11 protein-coding genes are annotated in these 17,756 nt (G+C 57.2%); 9 read left to right on the plus strand and 2 right to left on the minus strand.

Going from position 1 to position 17,756, the window contains the following annotated elements; all coding sequences use genetic code 11:
* Positions 1-58: 58 nt before the first annotated feature.
* Positions 59-550, minus strand: coding sequence for a FlhC family transcriptional regulator (locus GA0061071_RS06590; protein WP_167352629.1), 492 nt, complete (start codon positions 548-550; stop codon positions 59-61).
* Positions 551-1,251: 701 nt separating this feature from the next.
* Here GA0061071_RS06590 and GA0061071_RS06595 point away from each other — a divergent pair.
* The 6 genes from GA0061071_RS06595 to GA0061071_RS06620 all read left to right on the plus strand — a co-directional run bounded on the left by GA0061071_RS06595 (position 1,252) and on the right by GA0061071_RS06620 (position 14,109).
* Positions 1,252-2,055 carry an efflux RND transporter periplasmic adaptor subunit gene (locus tag GA0061071_RS06595; RefSeq protein ID WP_209446716.1) on the plus strand — a complete coding sequence of 268 codons (804 nt, stop codon included), beginning with the start codon at positions 1,252-1,254 and terminating at the stop codon, positions 2,053-2,055.
* A complete protein-coding gene (locus GA0061071_RS06600; RefSeq protein ID WP_061496989.1) occupies positions 2,052-3,371 on the plus strand; it encodes an efflux RND transporter periplasmic adaptor subunit in 1,320 nt (439 codons plus the stop codon). Before GA0061071_RS06595 ends, GA0061071_RS06600 begins: the two co-directional genes overlap by 4 nt.
* 11 nt (positions 3,372-3,382) lie before the next feature.
* Positions 3,383-5,491: a site-2 protease family protein gene (locus GA0061071_RS06605; protein WP_088236837.1), complete on the plus strand. Its 2,109-nt coding sequence runs from the start codon at positions 3,383-3,385 to the stop codon at positions 5,489-5,491.
* A gap of 247 nt (positions 5,492-5,738) precedes the next feature.
* A complete protein-coding gene (locus GA0061071_RS06610) occupies positions 5,739-6,653 on the plus strand; it encodes a phage tail protein (RefSeq protein WP_061496990.1) in 915 nt (304 codons plus the stop codon).
* A gap of 220 nt (positions 6,654-6,873) precedes the next feature.
* The gene (locus GA0061071_RS06615; RefSeq protein ID WP_088236838.1) at positions 6,874-12,540 is read left to right on the plus strand and encodes a putative Ig domain-containing protein; all 5,667 of its coding nucleotides are present in this window, start codon (positions 6,874-6,876) and stop codon (positions 12,538-12,540) included.
* A 60-nt stretch (positions 12,541-12,600) separates the two neighbouring features.
* Entirely contained in the window at positions 12,601-14,109 is a 1,509-nt protein-coding gene (locus GA0061071_RS06620; protein ID WP_061496992.1) for a TolC family protein, read from the plus strand.
* A 54-nt stretch (positions 14,110-14,163) separates the two neighbouring features.
* On the opposite strand, the gene GA0061071_RS06625 is transcribed toward GA0061071_RS06620, so the two are convergent.
* Entirely contained in the window at positions 14,164-15,048 is an 885-nt protein-coding gene (locus GA0061071_RS06625) for a LysR family transcriptional regulator (protein ID WP_061496993.1), read from the minus strand.
* Positions 15,049-15,188: 140 nt separating this feature from the next.
* On the opposite strand from GA0061071_RS06625, the gene GA0061071_RS06630 reads away from it, so the two are divergent.
* Genes GA0061071_RS06630 through GA0061071_RS06640 form a run of 3 tightly spaced genes read left to right on the plus strand, consistent with a single transcriptional unit; the run spans position 15,189 to position 17,745 of the window.
* On the plus strand, positions 15,189-15,905 hold the full coding sequence (locus GA0061071_RS06630; RefSeq protein WP_088236733.1) for a CoA transferase subunit A: 717 nt from the start codon (positions 15,189-15,191) through the stop codon (positions 15,903-15,905).
* Positions 15,899-16,567: a CoA transferase subunit B gene (locus GA0061071_RS06635; protein WP_088236734.1), complete on the plus strand. Its 669-nt coding sequence runs from the start codon at positions 15,899-15,901 to the stop codon at positions 16,565-16,567. The genes GA0061071_RS06630 and GA0061071_RS06635 overlap by 7 nt, the downstream gene beginning before the upstream one ends.
* Positions 16,564-17,745, plus strand: coding sequence for an acetyl-CoA C-acetyltransferase (locus tag GA0061071_RS06640; RefSeq protein WP_088236735.1), 1,182 nt, complete (start codon positions 16,564-16,566; stop codon positions 17,743-17,745). Before GA0061071_RS06635 ends, GA0061071_RS06640 begins: the two co-directional genes overlap by 4 nt.
* The last annotated feature ends 11 nt before the right edge of the window (positions 17,746-17,756 follow it).

Genomic DNA, 17,756 nt, shown 5'->3' on the forward strand with positions numbered 1-17,756 from the left:
TCTTATAACGAATCGCCCCGCCAGTCACAACCCTTCAGGCCATGAACTGTGATGATAATCATGGATGAAACTGCAATGGAGGGCAGGAAACGCGACAGTCGCAGACGTTCGTCAACTGCGCTGGCAACGCGTCAAACGTCCCCCCCATGCAGCAGGCATAAACCCACTCCTCAAGAGCAGAGGTCTCCTGCTGCTGGCCGAAGCAGTAAACCGGTGGGCAACTGCCAGCGAGCTGTGCGCAATTTTCGTAAGCCTGAATCAATGCTATGACCTGCCCAAGCGTTAATACTGGCCCGGAGCCGAGTTCAGGCAGACAATCCGCCATATAGAGTACATAGGCATCAACCGCAGTTTGATGGTGTTGGCCACATCGGTTTTCTTTTAAATAGTGCCAGGTGGTGCACAAGTAGCGGGCATGCAGCCGGTTACCAGCATCAGAAAACCAGGCGGAGGAAAAGGGGGGGGTTTCTTCCCGGACACGTTTATCCGTTAATAATAGCGAGGCGCTGCCATTATTAATCAGTAATAAGGCGAGAGAAACCTTTTGCATTTCAAATGATAAATTTTTATTCATAATATCGGAAATAAAAAAGTGGCTTCGCCGTGATAACATCCTTATGAATATACATCTTAAATGAAACTTTTCCAGCCAAATTTTCAATTATGGGGAATTAATTGAATATAAATAAAAAAAATGCAGCAAAGAATTTGCCTTAAGGTTTTCTTAATAAATAAACCGCAAAACCGCAGCAGACGCCCCACCACCACAGGATTACGGGATGAATTTCATACAGTTAATGCACTTTTTTTAATCTTTTCACAATAGAGCAAGCACAGCAAATATAAGTTAAGGCTATTTCAGCAAATTTATAACAATAATATAAAACACGATTTCTCTTATTTGAGTGAGAATAAAACTCTTTTCGATATCTATGTAATGCTAAATACATCACAAAAAAATGTAATTCAGCGCAGAAATCTGGTTCGCCTTTTTGATTGTCTTATCATCTCAGTCAATAAAATCCGTATAGCAACCGCTGAAAATCACCGCAACCACAGAGGCTCGCCGATGCTCATTTTCGTGCTTATCGCAACAAATTTGTAACCTTACTCTTACCTTTCATCGCCTTTCATTTTTTGCTGGTTTACTATACTCGTCACAATAAGTATGACTATTCGGTGAAGATTCAGAAGGTTGTATCCCGCGCCTTCTGGTTTGCACACACCCCAGCGGACTCAAGGCAGGTTAGTGTGAATAAGGTTAAACACGCTGTTTTTCGTCGGGCCATTGGCCTGATGACGCTTTCCCTCTGTTTTTTCCATCTTCCGGCGCAGGCTGCTGATCCATTATTGAGCCCCGCGCCACATTCCACACAACCGGATAACCCCGCGGACAATCAGGCCCGCGGCATGCTGGTGGCGGTCGATCAAGCGACGATCTCCAGCGATCTGGCGGGGCGTATCGTCGATATGCCGTTTCGGGAAGGCGATCCGTTCAAAAAAGGCGATTTGCTGGCGCGTTTTGATTGTGCCATCTATCAGGCTCAATTAAGCGCGTCTCAGGCAGCAACGCGGGAAGCAGAAGCCGAACTGAATCAAAACCAGCAACTGGCGCAGATGAAATCGGTTGGCAGGCATGCCGTGTCTTTATCTGCTGCGCGCCTGGCGCAGGCGCAGGCGGAAAGCCAGGTTTACCAGATTCAGGTTAACCGCTGTCGGATTCTGGCCCCGTTTGACGGTCAGGTGGTCAAACGTCGCGCCCAGCCTTACGAGAGCGTGGCGGCTGGCGTGCCGGTGATCGATATTGTCAATAACCGGCATCTGGAGATTAACCTGCTGGTGCCGTCGAGCTGGTTATCCATTCTTAAGCCTGGGCTGACGTTTACCTTCACACCGGATGAAACCGGCAAGCCGCTGCGCGCCAGCGTCTCCCGGCTGGGGGCGCGTATTGATGAAAGCAGTCAAACGCTGAGCCTGACAGGGGCTATCGACAGCAGTGACAGCACCCTGATGGCGGGTATGAGCGGGACTGCGCATTTCCAGGAGAAACCGTGAGCAACACGCCTCCCCTTTCCGGCGAACGCGTCTTCGCCCAATTTCTGGACATTGAACGCCAGGCGCGTTCGGCAGAGACAATCGAAGCACTGGCTTATTGCATCGTCAACGACAGCCAGTCTCTGTTCGGATTTCGCCATGCCGCGTTGGTGATCAACGGCACGGTGCGTGCCGTCACCGGCGTGACACAACCTGCCCCTCATGCCCCCTTCGTCGCTTTTATCGAGCGGGCCAACGCCCGGCTGCAACGCCAGCCACAATATGACCAATGCGCCGTTGTCGACGCCACCGCGTTAGATCAACAAAGCCGTGATGACTGGCTGGCGCTATCCGCCCCGGAAGCGCTGTGGGTACCACTGAAAGATCGCCAGGGGCACGTATTTGGCGGTATCTGGTATGCGCGAGAGCACCCCTGGCAACAGGCAGAACAACGGCTGGCAGAGCAGTTGGCGCACGCCTTTAGCCATGCCTGGCTGGCGCTGGAGCCACAACCGGTCTGGCGACGCACTCGCTGGCGCTGGAAGCTGGCGATCCCTGCCCTGTTGCTGGTCGGATGCCTGTTTATTCCCGTACACCAGTCCGTGCTGGCGCCAGCGGAAGTGATCCCGCTTAACGGTCGCATTGTGGCAGCCCCACTGGACGGCGTGATTCAGGCCTTTGCGGTGCAGCCCAATCAGGCCGTACACAAAGGTGACCTGCTGGTGCGTTTTGACGATACCACCTTAAAAGCGCAGGCGGATGTTGCCGAACGGGCGTTAAACGTTGCGGAAGCGGAATACCGCGCCAGCGCCCAGCGTGCCTTTCAGGATAGCGACTCCAAAGCAAGGCTCGATTTTCTTGCGGCGCAGGTCGCACAAAAGCGCGCCGAGCGAGACTATGCCAACGCGCTTCTGAGCCGCAGCGAAATCCATGCCGAGCGGGATGGCATCGCTGTTTTCGCTGATGCTGAGCGCTGGGTGGGGAAACCCGTGCGTACCGGAGAACGGTTGATGGATCTGGCCGATCCGGCTTCCGTGTCGCTGCGTATTGAACTGGATGTCGGTGATGCTATCCGCCTGAAGCCGGATGCGCCGATCACCCTCTTTCTCGATAGCGATCCGCTTACTCCACACGGTGCGCTGTTAGACCGCATTGCTTACGAATCAGAGCAGACACCCGCCGGCAATCTGGCGTACCGCCTGGACGCCCGTTTCACCGGAGAGCCGCCGCGCATTGGTTTACGCGGTACGGCTAAAGTCTCGGGTGAATATGTGCCGCTGGCGGTGTATCTGTTCCGGCGCCCACTCGCAGTATTACGTCAGTCGGTTGGATTATGACAAACGAGGCCATGAGCCGCATCCTGCCCGCGCTGCGCCGCGACCTGCAACTGGTGGAGTCCGCGAAAGGGCTGGACGGCGCTCCCCAATGGGTGCTGGCGGATCCGGTCACCGGGCGTTACTTCACGCTGACGCCCTCCGCGATACGTCTGCTGCGTCACTGGCCTTTGCGCCAGCCCCACAAGGTGCTGGAAGCAGCGAACCAGGAGCCCGGTCTGCCGTTACAGGAAAAGGAGCTGGAACAACTGCTGCGCTTTCTGCGCAGTCACGATCTGATTGCCGCCAGCGACCCGTTGCAACGCCAGGGGTATGCCCTGAAAGCTGCAGCACAGCGGATCAGTTTGTGGAAAACCTTGCTGCACCAGTATCTCTTTTTCCGCATACCGTTATGGCGTCCGGATCCGCTGCTCGGTCGTTGCTGGCCAGTGCTGCAACGTTACGGTCTGCCTATGCTGCGCGTGGTATTACCGTGCATATTGCTGCTGGGGGGCTTTCTCGTTAGCCGTGACTGGGTGCGCTATACCCAAACCTTTCCGCATATGTTCAGTCTGCAAGGAATGGCGGTCTTCGGCATGGCACTGGTCTTCGCCAAATTTTTCCACGAGCTGGGGCATGCGTTTATGGCGAAACGCGCGGGTTGCCGGGTGCAAACCATGGGGGTGGCATTTATCGTACTGTTCCCCCTGTTTTATACCGACGTCAGCGATGCCTGGAAACTGAAGGATCGGCGTGCCCGATTATTGATCAGCGCAGGCGGCATTCTGGCGGAGCTGATCCTCGCCTGCATTGCATTGCTGACGTGGGCGCTGCTGCCCGATGGTCCACTGCGCACAGCGGTGTTCATGCTCTCCAGCGCGACCTGGATCACCACGCTGGTGGTCAACCTCAACCCGCTGATGCGTTTTGACGGTTATTTTTTACTGAGCGATTTCTGGCGAGTCGAAAATTTACAGGATCGCGCTTATGCCTTGTGCCGTTGGCGCTTACGTGAAGCCCTGTTTGCTTACGGTCACCCACCGCCGCACACCTGGTCGCCCGCCTTACAACGTAAACTGCTGCTGTGGGGGTATGCCTCATGGATATGGCGCTTTTTCCTGTTTTTTGGCATTGCGCTGCTGGTGTATCACTTTTTCATCAAAGTCATCGGCATCATGTTGATGCTGGTAGAAATTGGTTGGTTTATAGCCCTTCCGGTGCTGAAAGAAGCCTCTATCTGGTGGTCTATGCGTAAAACTGCTCACCCTGCCAGGCTGCTGCGTTCCGGCCTGATCCTGCTGGCGCTCCTTGCTGTCCTGCTGTTTCCATGGCGCGGCAGTATCCGCATTCCGGCAGTGCTGGAAGCGGAAAATGTCAGCGTACTTTACGCCCCGAGTGCCGCTCAGGTGCGCACACTGCATGTCCGCGACGGTCAACAAGTTAACGCGGGCGAGGTATTGCTGGAGCTGACCTCGACCGATCTGGATTATCGCCTTGCCATTGAACGCCAGCAGATTAGTGTCCTGCAACAACAGCGCCAGCGGGGTGCAGGGAGGCAGGAAACCGCCAGCGAAACGCAGGTGCTTGACCGCCAACTGGCAGAATCGCTGGCGCGTTACCGCGGATTGGATGCACAGCGCCAGCGGTTATCGATCACCGCGCCGCAGGCGGGCCAGGTGAGAGACGTCGCAAGGGATATGATAGAAGGTCGCTGGCTGCCTACCGATTTACCCCTGCTGCGCGTGGTTGAGCCTGGCGCTGGCAAAGTCCAGGGCTATTTGCCTGAAGACACCCTCACGCGCGCGAAAACCGGCATGACGGGAGAGTTTATTGCTGACGATCCGGCCTACCCGCGTCTTGCGGTTCGCTTAAGCGATATTGCGCCCACCGGCACCGCCTGGTTACAGCAAGAGATGCTGGCCTCCGATCGTCACGGCCCCATCGCCGTACGTCGCGATCGCGACCACAACCCGCAACCGGTACAGGCACAATATCGCGTCCGCTTTGTGGTGCAGGATGATCAATTCCAGCCGCCGCAACAACCGCTTCGGGGCAGTGTCATTCTGCAAGGGGAAAAAGAGTCGATCCTGGGCGCCGTATGGCGGCGGGTCGCAGCGCTGGGGATCCGCGAGAGCGGATTCTGATCCCCGTCAACAGACGAAACCGCTGTCTGCAGTCGCCGAAAAAAAGATAAAGAATATATCCTTGAATCTATAAGACAAATCTCAATTGTCTGGCTATGTTTTAATCGTGGCCGGACATTCCATCACAATACCGTTCTGCCGCGGCATACCCGTACCTCCCCCACCTCTGGGGCTAAACAGCATGATGACTGTTATCCGATGGGCTTAGCTATACCGTGAAGCCGCTTTCTGGCAAGGAGAGATCTGTATGAAACGCGCTCAATATTTGCTTACAAAAACCACCATTGCCGCTACGTTAGGGATCGCTTTTTCGCTACCGCAGTCGGCTTTCGCCTGCAACGGGGCGGGTGACGAATTTATTGGCAGTGTGTGTTATATGGCGATCCGGTACTGCCCGGAGGGCTATTTACCCGCCGACGGCAGAACGCTGAACGTCAATGGTTACCAGGCGCTCTATTCCCTGATTGGCAACATCTACGGCGGCACAGCGCCCACGACGTTCTCGCTGCCTGATCTGCGCGGCAAAACCGCAATCGGTACGGGTACGGTCGCAACGCCGTCAGGTAACGTTACGTATACGCTCGGAAAAGTCATCGGTCAGGAAACCGCCGTTGGCAGCGGCAGCAGTTCAGTCGTGCTCAATGCGGCGCAAATTCCGCCACATACCCACCCGGCGACACTTTCCCTAAGCGGAAACAGCACGTCGGTCACTCTGCCCCTTACCGGCAGCATTACAAACCTGCCGTTTAATGCCGTTGCCAGTCTTGGCGTCACCGGTATTGCCAAAATCGGCTCATCAACCACCAGCGGTCGCTCGGTTAACCTGGCGGACAAAAGCCTGTTAACGTCCGTTAGCGGTCCCGCCGCACTACTCTACGCCCCCGCGGGTGCAACCAATGACAGGCAACTGGGGCCAGATGGCAGCGTGACAGGGACCGCCAGCGGTTCAGTTGCCGGAACAGCCAGCGGCGGCCAGTTATCAGGTTCAGCGGCTGGCACGGTCACCCTGCCGTTAACCGGTACGGTCAATGTAGGGGCCAATGTCACCACGCCAAATCCTGTTACGGTGCCGGTGTCGGTCTCGGTACCGGTGCGCGATCCGTCACTGCCCCTCACCGCGTGTATCGCCGTCACAGGGCTTTATCCGGTTAATCCAGGCTGATTCACCGTTGCGGATGGGCAGTTTTTTGCTGCCCATCACACGCATTGGCGAAACAAAGACAAAAAAAGCACAAAATGCAAATATATCTATTCAATTACATTATTAAGACATAAATTACATTTCAGAAACAAATTGACATGTTTGCCGCAACCTGACGTCGCTGAGTCCATGGCATGCGGACATGATGATCGGAATGTTATTCGTCTGCTGGGGTACCTCTATGTTATGGCGTGATCTGTTCAGTAACCGTCGCGTTGCCCGTCAACAACGCAACCACTCTCCCCGGCCCGTTGAGGTGACGCAGCCCGTCCCGCTGGGGTATGCGCTTGAGCCCAGAATGCTGTTTGACGGCGCGGTTGCCGCGACCGTGGACCAAACCGCCGCCGCGCAAGAGCCCACACCAACGCCCACTGCAGACACGGCAACGCACGCCGACGATAGCCACGCGCAAAATAGCGACTCTCAGACCCAGACCGCCAGTCAGGACACCGCAACCGATAACACAAAAGTGGCGGTTGCCGCCGATAGCGGACAAACCCACAAAGAAGTGGTGTTTGTTGACACCTCGGTGGCGAATTACCAGACACTGCTCAACCAGGTGCCCACCGGCGCGGATGTGGTGTTGCTGGATAGCAGCAAAGATGGCCTGTCGCAAATGGCACAATGGGCGCAAACGCACCGCGGCTATGACGCGATTCACATCATCAGTCACGGTGCAGAAGGTCGTCTCTATCTCGGTGATTTGACACTGGACAGCACCACCCTCGCCTCGCGCCAGAGTGATTTGAGCGCGCTTGGCGCGTCGTTAACAGACAGCGGTGACATTCTGTTGTATGGCTGCTCGGTGGCATCCGGTGAAGGGGTAAATTTTATCAATACCCTCTCCAGCGCGACCGGCGCAGACGTGGCAGCCTCCAGCGATCTCACAGGCAGCGTGGCGAAAGGCGGCAACTGGACGCTGGAAAAAAGCGTTGGCAGTGATGGGATCCAGGCGGATGCGCTGGCGTTCAACAACTACAACGAACTGCTGACCATCGTCGTGTTTGATAACGCAGATTTAAATAGCGGTAGCGGGATCTACAACAAAACGGTCAGCACGGTCGGGTTCACGTTTTCCGGCCAGGACGGGTATTCGTTTTCCAATAACTACGGCACCAACTACAACGTCTTCCCTGACAGCGCCGGTAACCAGACTGGTGATGCCACCAAACTGACGATTGCGGTGGCCTCCGGTTTTACCTTCGATCTGACCAGTTTCAGTTACTACACTTCGCTGAATGACACCATTACGGTCACCTTTACTTATGCCAATAACACCACCGTCACCGGGACGCTGATCGCCACCGCGAATGCCAATATCACCCTCTCGAATTTCTCGGTGTTCCGCGACGCGTCAAATAATCCCCTGTCCACCTCCGCGAACGACGTCATCAAAGTGGTGATCGCCAGCGCGAACGGGACGGGGGGCTTCGACTTCGGTACCAATAACTTTGATATTTCCGACGTCAAAGCCATCGTGGCGTCAAATGCGACCTCCACCGTCACCGCCGGTCCGTCAGCGGAAGCCACCACATTTTCCACCACCGCGACATCGGCTGCCAGTGCCACCACGCTGATGGATTTTACGATAGCCGACCCGGGAACATCCGATGGCCTTGCCACCAATGTCAGCGCGTTCTACGCGACCGTAAGCGGAACAGCCACCTCGTCGGAACTGGCGAAGATGAGTTTTTTACTCAACGGGCCGGACGCCACCAACGTGCTCGGCACTTACGACAGCAGCACGGGCAGAATCACCTTCTCCGGACTGAACCTGTCGATTATCGATGGTGGTAGCGAAACCTACACCATCAAGGCGTATTACAACGACAACACCAGCAGTAACGATATTACCGATCACCACACCGTGGTGTTGTCGGTCAACGCCAGCAATTTTACCTCGGTCTCCGGCGGATCGACCTTCGCCAGCAGCCAGGCCAACGTCACCAACGGCAGCGGCGCGAGCATTGACATCGCCGCCACCAAACTGATTTACAGCCAGTCGCCGTCCACATCGGTGGTCAGCGGCATTAACTTCACCACCCAGCCGGTGGTGATCGCCGTGGACGATCGCGGCAACATCGATACCGATTTCAACGGTTCAATCACGCTGAGCGAAAATGGCAGCGGTTCGCTCACCGGCACCACCACCGTCACCGCGTCAAACGGTATAGCCACCTTTAGCGGCGTGAAATACACGTCAGCCAGCGACGCTGACGCCAACTTTGTCCTTACCGCCGCAGCCGGTAGCCTGGTGAGTGCCACCTCGGCCTCCATCAACCCGGATGTGGTTGCAACCAAGCTGGTCTTCAGCACACAGCCCGTACCCACCGCCATTCAGAATGGGCAAAGCACCAGTTTTACCACCGTCCCGGTCGTGCAGGCTGTCGATGCAAATGGCATGGTGGATCAGGATTACACCACCAATATTGTGCTTTCAGTCACCGATCCTAACGACGGAACGGTTGATGGCACGGTTAACAGCTTTACGGTCACATCTGGCGATCAGGACGCCAGCAGCACCACGGTAACGCTGACGCCATCAGGCGGTATCGCCACCTACAGCGGCCTCGTCATTATGTATACCAATAGCGGCAGCACCAACACGCTGGCGTTACGGGCCACATCGGGCAGTTTGACGGCCGTTAACAGTTCGTCGATCACCGCTACAACGAACTCCGCGCCGGTCTTCAGCAACCTGAACGGCGGCGCGACCTATACCGAAAACGGCAGCGCAGTGGTCATCGACAACGATGTCACCGTCGCCGACACCGAACTGGATGCCCTTAACAGTGGGCTGGGTAACTATAACGGCGCGTCGATCACTGTCGCCCGCAACGGCGGGGCCAACAGTAATGATCTCTTCGGCAACAGCGGTCTGCTGGGAGCGCTCACGCAAGGCCAAAGTTTTACCTACAACGGCACCACGGTAGGCAGCGTCACCACCAATTCAGCGGGCACGCTGACACTGACCTTCAACAGCAACGCCACGTCCGCCATTGTGGATGCGGTGCTGCAATCCCTGACCTACACCAACAGTTCTGACGATCCGCCCTCCAGCGTGACGCTGGGCTGGACCTTCAACGATGGGTCCATCAACAGCAGCGGCACGAATCAGGCAGTAGTCAGTATTACGCCGGTGAATGATGCGCCAGTGATCAGCAACACCACCGTCAGTAAAACCGTCAACGAAGACAGCGCGCAGACCTTTACCGCTGCCGATTTCGGTTTCAGCGATGTGGACAGCGGCGACACCCTGCAATCAATCACCATCGTGACGGCGCCGGGTGCGGGCGAGCTGTTTATTGATGCCAATGGCGATGGCGTGCGCGGTGTTGGCGACACACTGCTCGGCAACGGTGCGGTAGTCAGCGCGGCCAACATCGGCAAACTGACCTTCCGCCCGGCGGCGGATGCCAATGGCGCAGGATACGCTGCGTTCACCTGGACCGTCAGCGACGGTACTGCCTCGTCTGCTAACGTCGGCACCATGACCCTCAACGTCACGGCGGTGAACGATGCGCCGGTGATCAGCAACACGTCTGTCAGCAAGACCGTCAACGAGGACAGCGCGCAGACCTTTACCGCTGCAGATTTCGGCTTCAGTGATGTGGACAGCGGTGACACCCTGCAATCGATCACCATCGTGACGGCGCCGGGTGCGGGCGAGCTGTTTATAGATGCCAATGGCGATGGCGTTCGCGGTGGTGGCGACACGCTGCTTGGCAACGGCTCGGTGGTCAGCGCGGCCAACATCGGCAAACTGACCTTCCGCCCGGCGGCGAATGCCAACGGCGCAGGATACGCCGCGTTCACCTGGACCGTCAGCGACGGTACTGCCTCGTCTGCCAACGTCGGCACCATGACCCTCAACGTCACGGCAGTGAACGACGCGCCAACCTTATCTAACGGCGTGACCGTCACGTTGCCCACCACCAACGAAGACAATACCTCCTCCGCCACCACTGTCTCTTCATTGCTCAGCAATGCGGGCTATGGTGATGTCGACAGCGGTGCCGCCAGCGGTATTGCCATTACGCTGACCACGGGCAACGGTCACTGGCAATACTCTACTGACAGCGGCGCAAACTGGTTCAATATCGGTACGGTGTCGGGCTCATCAGCCCTGTTACTGGCCTCAACCGCGCAGGTTCGCTATGTGCCGGACGGGGCGAATGGCGAGACCGCGACGTTGGCTTTCAAGGCATGGGATCAAACCAGCGGTTCCGCCACAACCGGGGCCAGCACAGGCCTTGCAGACACCTCAACGTCTGGCGGCAGCAGCGCGTTCTCAAACGCCAGTGCGCAAGCTTCCATGACGGTCACCAGCGTCAATGACGCGCCCACCGTCGGTAGCGCCATCGGCAGTCAAAGTGCAACAAAAGATGCTGTATTCAGCTTTGCCGTTCCTAATGGCGCATTTGTCGACGTCGATACCGGTGACACGCTGACGCTGACCGCGACGCTGGCCGACGGCTCGGCGCTGCCCGCCTGGCTGAGTTTCAACCCGTCGACGCGCACCTTCTCGGGAACGCCAGCCAGAAGCGATGTGGGCAACCTGAGCATCCGGGTCACCGCAACGGACGGCAGCAGCGCATCAGTCAGCACGACCTTTAGCTTAACCGTCAATAACAGCAACTTGCCGCCGGTTGTTGCCACGCCTGTTGCCGATCAGGCGATTGCGCAAGGCGGCAGTTTCAGTTTTACCGTGCCAGCGGGCACCTTCACCGATCCGGATGCTGGCGAAATTTTGACGCTGAGTGCGACCCTGGCGGATGGTTCCGCGCTACCAGGCTGGCTGAGCTTTAACCCGGCGACCCGCACCTTCTCCGGTACACCGGCAAATGGCGATGTCGGAAGTCTGGCGATTCGGGTTACCGCCACTGACAGCGCCAATGCCTCCGTTAGCACTACCTTCGGGCTGAACGTCACCAATGTTAACGACGCGCCGGTCCTGTCGGGCGCACTGAATGCGCAAACCGCGACACAAAACAGCAGCTTCAGTTTTACCGTTCCGGCAAGCCTCTTCACCGACCCGGATGTTGGCGACACGTTGACGCTGCGCGCCACCCTGGCGGACGGTTCTGCACTGCCAGGCTGGCTGAACTTTAACCCGGCGACCCGCACCTTCTCAGGAATACCGGGCACGGGCGATGCCGGAAGCTTATCTATTCGGATCACCGCCACCGACGGCAGTAACGTTTCGGTTAGCACCGCCTTTACGCTGACGATTACAGCCAGTAACGACAGCGGCGGCGACCCGGAATTCCGCATGAATGCGGGCGGTTCACAGCCTCCAGCGCCTTCTGCCCCGCCGGTGATCTCGGTAGTGACTAATGCGCCGGTGACCTTAGGCGCGTTGTTCTCCCCGCCGTCTCTCGGCGCGCTGAATACCGCCCGAACAGCAGACGTCGCCACGGTCACGTCGACGATTTTTCAGTCATCCCAGCGGACAGCACCAGACAACACCACACCGGTCAGTCAGGTAGCGGGCACGTTTGCGCAGGGTATCGCTTCCAGCAGCGCCAGCCTGTTTGAAAGTTCGCTCGGTTCATTCCCCAGTTTCAACAGCGGCGGAGCACTGGGCGGCTCCTCTTCACTGGCGGGCATGTTTTCGGGAAGTAGCCTGCCTTCGCTATCGCCCATGGCGGTGTTCTCCGGCGGAAGCTGGCGCAACATCAATGCCAGTGATGGCGCGACCACGCCCATCGCCACGTTGATGCACTTCGCGCCCGATCTGGAGTGGCAATTACATCAAATTGGGGACGATGCGCAGCAGCGGCTGGTCGTCATTGAGCAGGCGTTGAGGGAGGTCGGACAAATCACCGACGACAGACAACGCACATAAACGCGCCTTAGGGTCAGGGCGTGAGTGACAATAACAACAAGAGTCAGCAGGGGTGGAATCGTGTTAAAGGGTCGTAAACTTTTCAGTCTGAGCCTCATCGTGGTGGCCATGAGCGGCTGCGCCGTCAACAGCCAGCCGGTATCCAAAGCGGAAGGTGAGCAGCGTATTCAGCAGGATAAAATCGCCATGTTCAGCAAACAGGAGCCGGTCACCGCGCCGATTACGCTCTATGACGCCATGGCGAGGGCGCTCAAATACAACCTGGAAGCCCGTCTGAAGGTGATGGAGCAGGCATTATCGCAACAGCAACTGGAGCTTGCGCGCTATGACATGCTGCCGCAGATTGCCATGTCGGCCGGCTACGTTGGCCGCAGCAACACCAGCGCCTCCAGCAGCCGAAGCGTTGAAACCGGGCGACAATCACTGGAGCCTTCAACCTCACTGGACCAGAACCGTGACGTCGCCGACCTGACAATGGTCTGGAACGTACTGGATTTCGGCGTCAGTTATGTCAGCGCCAAACAGCGGGCCGATCAACGCTGGATTGCCGATGAACGCAAACGCAAAGTCGTGCATACCGTTATTCAGGATGTGCGTTCAGCCTACTGGCGGGCCGTGGCAGCAGAACGCCTGCTGGGCCGTATCGACAGTCTGATTGACCGGGTTAATCAGGCACGTGAAGCGAGTGAGCATATGAGCGCGCAGCAGGTGGGCGATCCGGTTGAAGTACTGAGTTATCGCCGCACGCTGATAGATGCCGTGCGTCAACTGGAAGAGCAACGGCGGGCGTTATCACTGGCGAAAACCGAGCTGGCGACCTTAATGAACCTGCCGCTGGATACCGCCTATACGCTGGCGTTACCGGAAAAAGATGACATGACGGTGCCGCAACTGAATGTCGATTTCGCTACCCTGGAGCAGACGGCGCTGTTAAGCCGCCCGGAACTGAAAGAGCAGGATTATCAGGTGCGTATTCATGCAGCCGAAACCCGTAAATCGCTGCTGCGCATGTTGCCGGGACTGGAGGTCAGCGCCGGCGGTCACTATGACAGCAACTCGTTTATGGTGAACCAGAGCTGGGCAGATGTGGGGGTAAAGGTTACCTGGAACCTGTTTAATCTGCTATCCGGTCCTGCGGCTTACAAAACGGCGAAGGCCAATGAGAGCGTCTCTGAGGTTCAACGCCAGGCGATGTCGCTGGCCATCATGGCACAACTGTACGTCGCCCGTGCGAATTTTAATGAAGCGCAGCGCCAGTACAAAACCAGCGAGGAGCTGAGCGATCTGGACGGTCAGATTGCCGGGCAGTTGCGAAACCGCTACAAAGCAAACAGTATCGGGGAGTTGCAGCTGATTCAGGGGGAACTGAACGCGCTGAATGCCTCTCTGCGTCAGGATTTGGCCTACGCAGAACTGCGTAACACCTACGGTCAGATCCTCTCGACCGTCGGGCTGGATTTGCTGCCAAAAACACTGCCGTCCGATCGTCTTGCCGATATCAGTCAGGCGCTACGCCAGTCAGAAAGCCACTGGCAAAAAGGCAATATCAGCGCCATGCAGTCGTTCTGATCCGTCGCTCCGTGCTGGCGTCTGCAACAGAGGCGCCAGCCCCTCTCGCAGGCTTCAATAATAACCTTTCAGGGTTTCCAGCAAGGCACAGGCGGCTTTTGAAAGCTGCATATGCCCGGCATGGAGCACACCCACACATTTTTCAATGCGCGGATTGTCCAGTGGGAGACACACCGCGCCAAGCGACGCCATTTGACTCTGGCAAAGCGCGGGCACGGCGCTGACGCCCAGACCACTGGCAACCATCCGGCCCACCGTCACCAGTTGGTGGCTCTCCAGCGCCACATCCAGTTTTCGCCCGCTGCGGGCTAACTCTTCTTCCAGCATCAGGCGCACCGCAGAAGGGCGTTGCAGGGTAATAAAATCCATGGTCAGCAATTCCCGCCAGCAGAGATGGCTTTTGGCTGCCAGTGCGCTCTCTTTCGGCACAATCGCGACAAAACGATCAATACCGAGCGGCGTAAAGAGCAGGTTGTGGGTCGGCGCAGGTTCAAACGCAATACCCATTTCCACCCTCCCTTCACGCACCATTTCAATGACCTGCTCATTGATCACATCATGCACCGTTACGTTGATGCCCGCATAGCGATCGCGGAAGGCTTTCAGCACCTCCGGCAGGATGTTCGCCGCAAAAGAGGGCATTGCCGCGACAGATATTTTCCCCCGTTGCAGCGTAAAGCACTGGCGCATCGCCTCTTCTGCGCTGTCCCAGTCAGCCAGCAACTGCCGGGCGATGGGCAAAAACGTTTCCCCTTCCTGCGTCAGCGTGACTTTTCGGGTGCTTCGTTGCAGTAAAGGGCCGCCCAGCGCCTCCTCCAGTCCTTTGATCGTCAGACTCAACGCGGGCTGTGAAAGCGCCAACCTTTCGCTGGCATGCGCGAAATTCAGAGTGTGAGCTACCGCTAAAAACGCGCGTAACTGTTTGACGCTCATTCTCATTTTTTCATCTGTTAACTAATTGAAAAAAATTAGTTAACAACAAATTAATAAAAAATCCTAATGAATGGGTCACAAATTCAAAATTCACAAATCAGTGGAGGCCTTTAATGATACCCGCACCGGATAGAGGGGAGATAAAAATGGCGGGACTGGATAAACGTGTCACCAGCTACGCGCAGGCGCTGGACGGACTCACAGACGGAATGACGCTGCTGGTGGGCGGCTTTGGTCTGTGCGGCATACCCGAAAATTTGATCGCTGAAGTCAGGTCACGCAACGTGCAGGAACTGACTGTCGTGTCTAATAACTGCGGCGTGGATGATTTCGGCCTCGGTTTACTACTGGAAAGCCGCCAGATACGAAAAGTGGTGGCCTCGTATGTGGGAGAAAACGATCGGTTTGAGCAGCAGGTGCTCAGCGGCGAACTGGTCGTCGAACTGACGCCACAAGGCACGCTGGCGGAAAAAGTCCGGGCAGGCGGTGCCGGTATTCCGGCTTTTTATACCGCGACTGGTTATGGCACGCCGGTGGCTGAGGGCAAAGAAAGCCGCCGCTTCGGCGATCATCACTGCATTCTTGAAACAGCTATCACCGGTGATTTTGCCCTGATTAAGGGCTGGAAAGCCGACTGGTACGGCAACGTCATCTATCGTCATACCGCGCAAAACTTCAATCCGCTGATGGCGACGGCGGGCCGCATCACCGTCGTGGAAGTTGAGGAAATTGTCCCACCGGGTGAGCTTCCGCCCTCCGCCATTCATACGCCGGGGATCTACGTTGACCGGCTCATTGTAGGGCGCTTCGAAAAGCGCATTGAGCAGCGCACAGTGCGTAAAGAGGGAGCGGGCTTATGTTAACGCGCGAACAGATGGCGATGCGTGTAGCGCAGGAGCTGCGCGATGGGTATTACGTCAACCTTGGCATCGGTATTCCGACGCTCGTCGCAAACTATATTCCCACCGGGATGGATGTGATGTTGCAGTCTGAGAACGGTCTGTTGGGCATGGGAGCGTTTCCTGATGAGGAGAACGTCGATGCCGACATGATTAACGCAGGCAAACAAACCGTGACAGCGCGAACCGGTGCGGCGATTTTCGACTCGGCGCAGTCGTTCGCCATGATCCGCGGCGGTCATGTTGATCTCACCGTGCTGGGTGCGTTTGAAGTGGATGTTGAAGGCAACATTGCCTCCTGGATGATCCCCGGCAAAGTCGTCAAAGGAATGGGGGGCGCGATGGATCTGGTGGCCGGGGCGCAAAACATCATTGTCGTGATGACCCACGCCTCAAAGCGGGGTGAATCGAAACTGTTGCCCCGCTGTACATTACCGCTGACGGGCGTGGCGTGTATCCGCCGCGTACTGACCGATCTGGCCCTGCTTGAAATTGAGAATGGCGCGTTTGTCCTGCGGGAGTATGCGCCGGGCGTCAGCATTGAGGAGATTGCCCGCAAAACCGCCGGGCGTCTTATCGTCCCGGACGATGTACGAGAGATGAGCTTCCCGGAGACGCAGCCATGAAAGAGGTGATGATTGTCGGGGCAACACGAACGCCCATCGGCGCGTTTCGCGGCATGCTCTCTCCCCTTTCCGCCGTCGAGCTGGGCGCGAACGTGGTGCGCAGTGTGCTGGCGCGCAGCCATGTTCCGGCCACTCTGGTTGATGACGTCATTTTGGGGCACGTTTTAACGGCCGGATGCGGGCAAAACCCGGCGCGCCAGGCTGCCATCACAGCAGGCCTGCCGATCACAACCCCCGCGACCACGGTCAATCTGGTGTGCGGTGCGGGGCTGAAAGCCGTACAACTGGCGGCGCAGGCTATTCGCTGCGGTGACGCGCAGGTGGTTGTGGCCGGCGGGCAGGAAAGCATGAGCAATGCCCCTTACCTGTTAAAAAAAGCGCGCGAAGGCCTGCATTTGGGGCACGCCGCGCTACAGGACAGCATGATCATCGACGGGCTGTGGGATGCATTTCATGACTATCACATGGGGATCACAGCGGAAAACCTCGCGGAAAAGTATGCCATTAACCGGGAAAGCCAGGACATCTTTGCGGTTCAATCGCAACAAAAAGCCGCCACCGCCATCAGTGCGGGACATTTCCGGGCGGAAATCACGCCGGTAAGTGTCACTAAGGGCAAGCTCCCCCCGCAGATTGTGGATACCGATGAACAACCCCGCCCGGACACCACCCTTGAACAACTGGCGCGACTGCGCCCGGCATTTCGCCGCGAGCATGGCACCGTTACCGCCGGTAATGCTTCTCCCCTCAACGATGGCGCGGCGGCCGTGCTGTTAATGAGCGCCGAACAGGTACAGCAATGGGATCTGCCAGTATTGGGCAGGATCGTGAGTTGCGCGGTGACCGGCGTCGATCCGTCCGTGATGGGCATAGGCCCGGTGAGCGCCTGCCGGATAGCGCTGGAGCAGTCCGGATGGACGCTGGATGAGGTAGATCTCATCGAAGCCAACGAAGCATTTGCCGTCCAGGCGCTGGCGGTTGGCAACGTGCTTAACTGGGACAGCAATAAGGTCAATGTTAACGGCGGTGCGATTGCGCTGGGCCACCCTATCGGCGCGTCGGGTTGCCGAATCCTCGTGACATTGCTCCATGAAATGCAACGCCGACATGCCCGCAAAGGGCTGGTCACACTTTGCGTCGGCGGTGGGCAAGGCATCGCCATGACCATTGCGCGCTAGTCCCTGACGTC

This window comes from Kosakonia oryzendophytica (assembly GCF_900094925.1).
Taxonomy (GTDB): domain Bacteria; phylum Pseudomonadota; class Gammaproteobacteria; order Enterobacterales; family Enterobacteriaceae; genus Kosakonia; species Kosakonia oryzendophytica.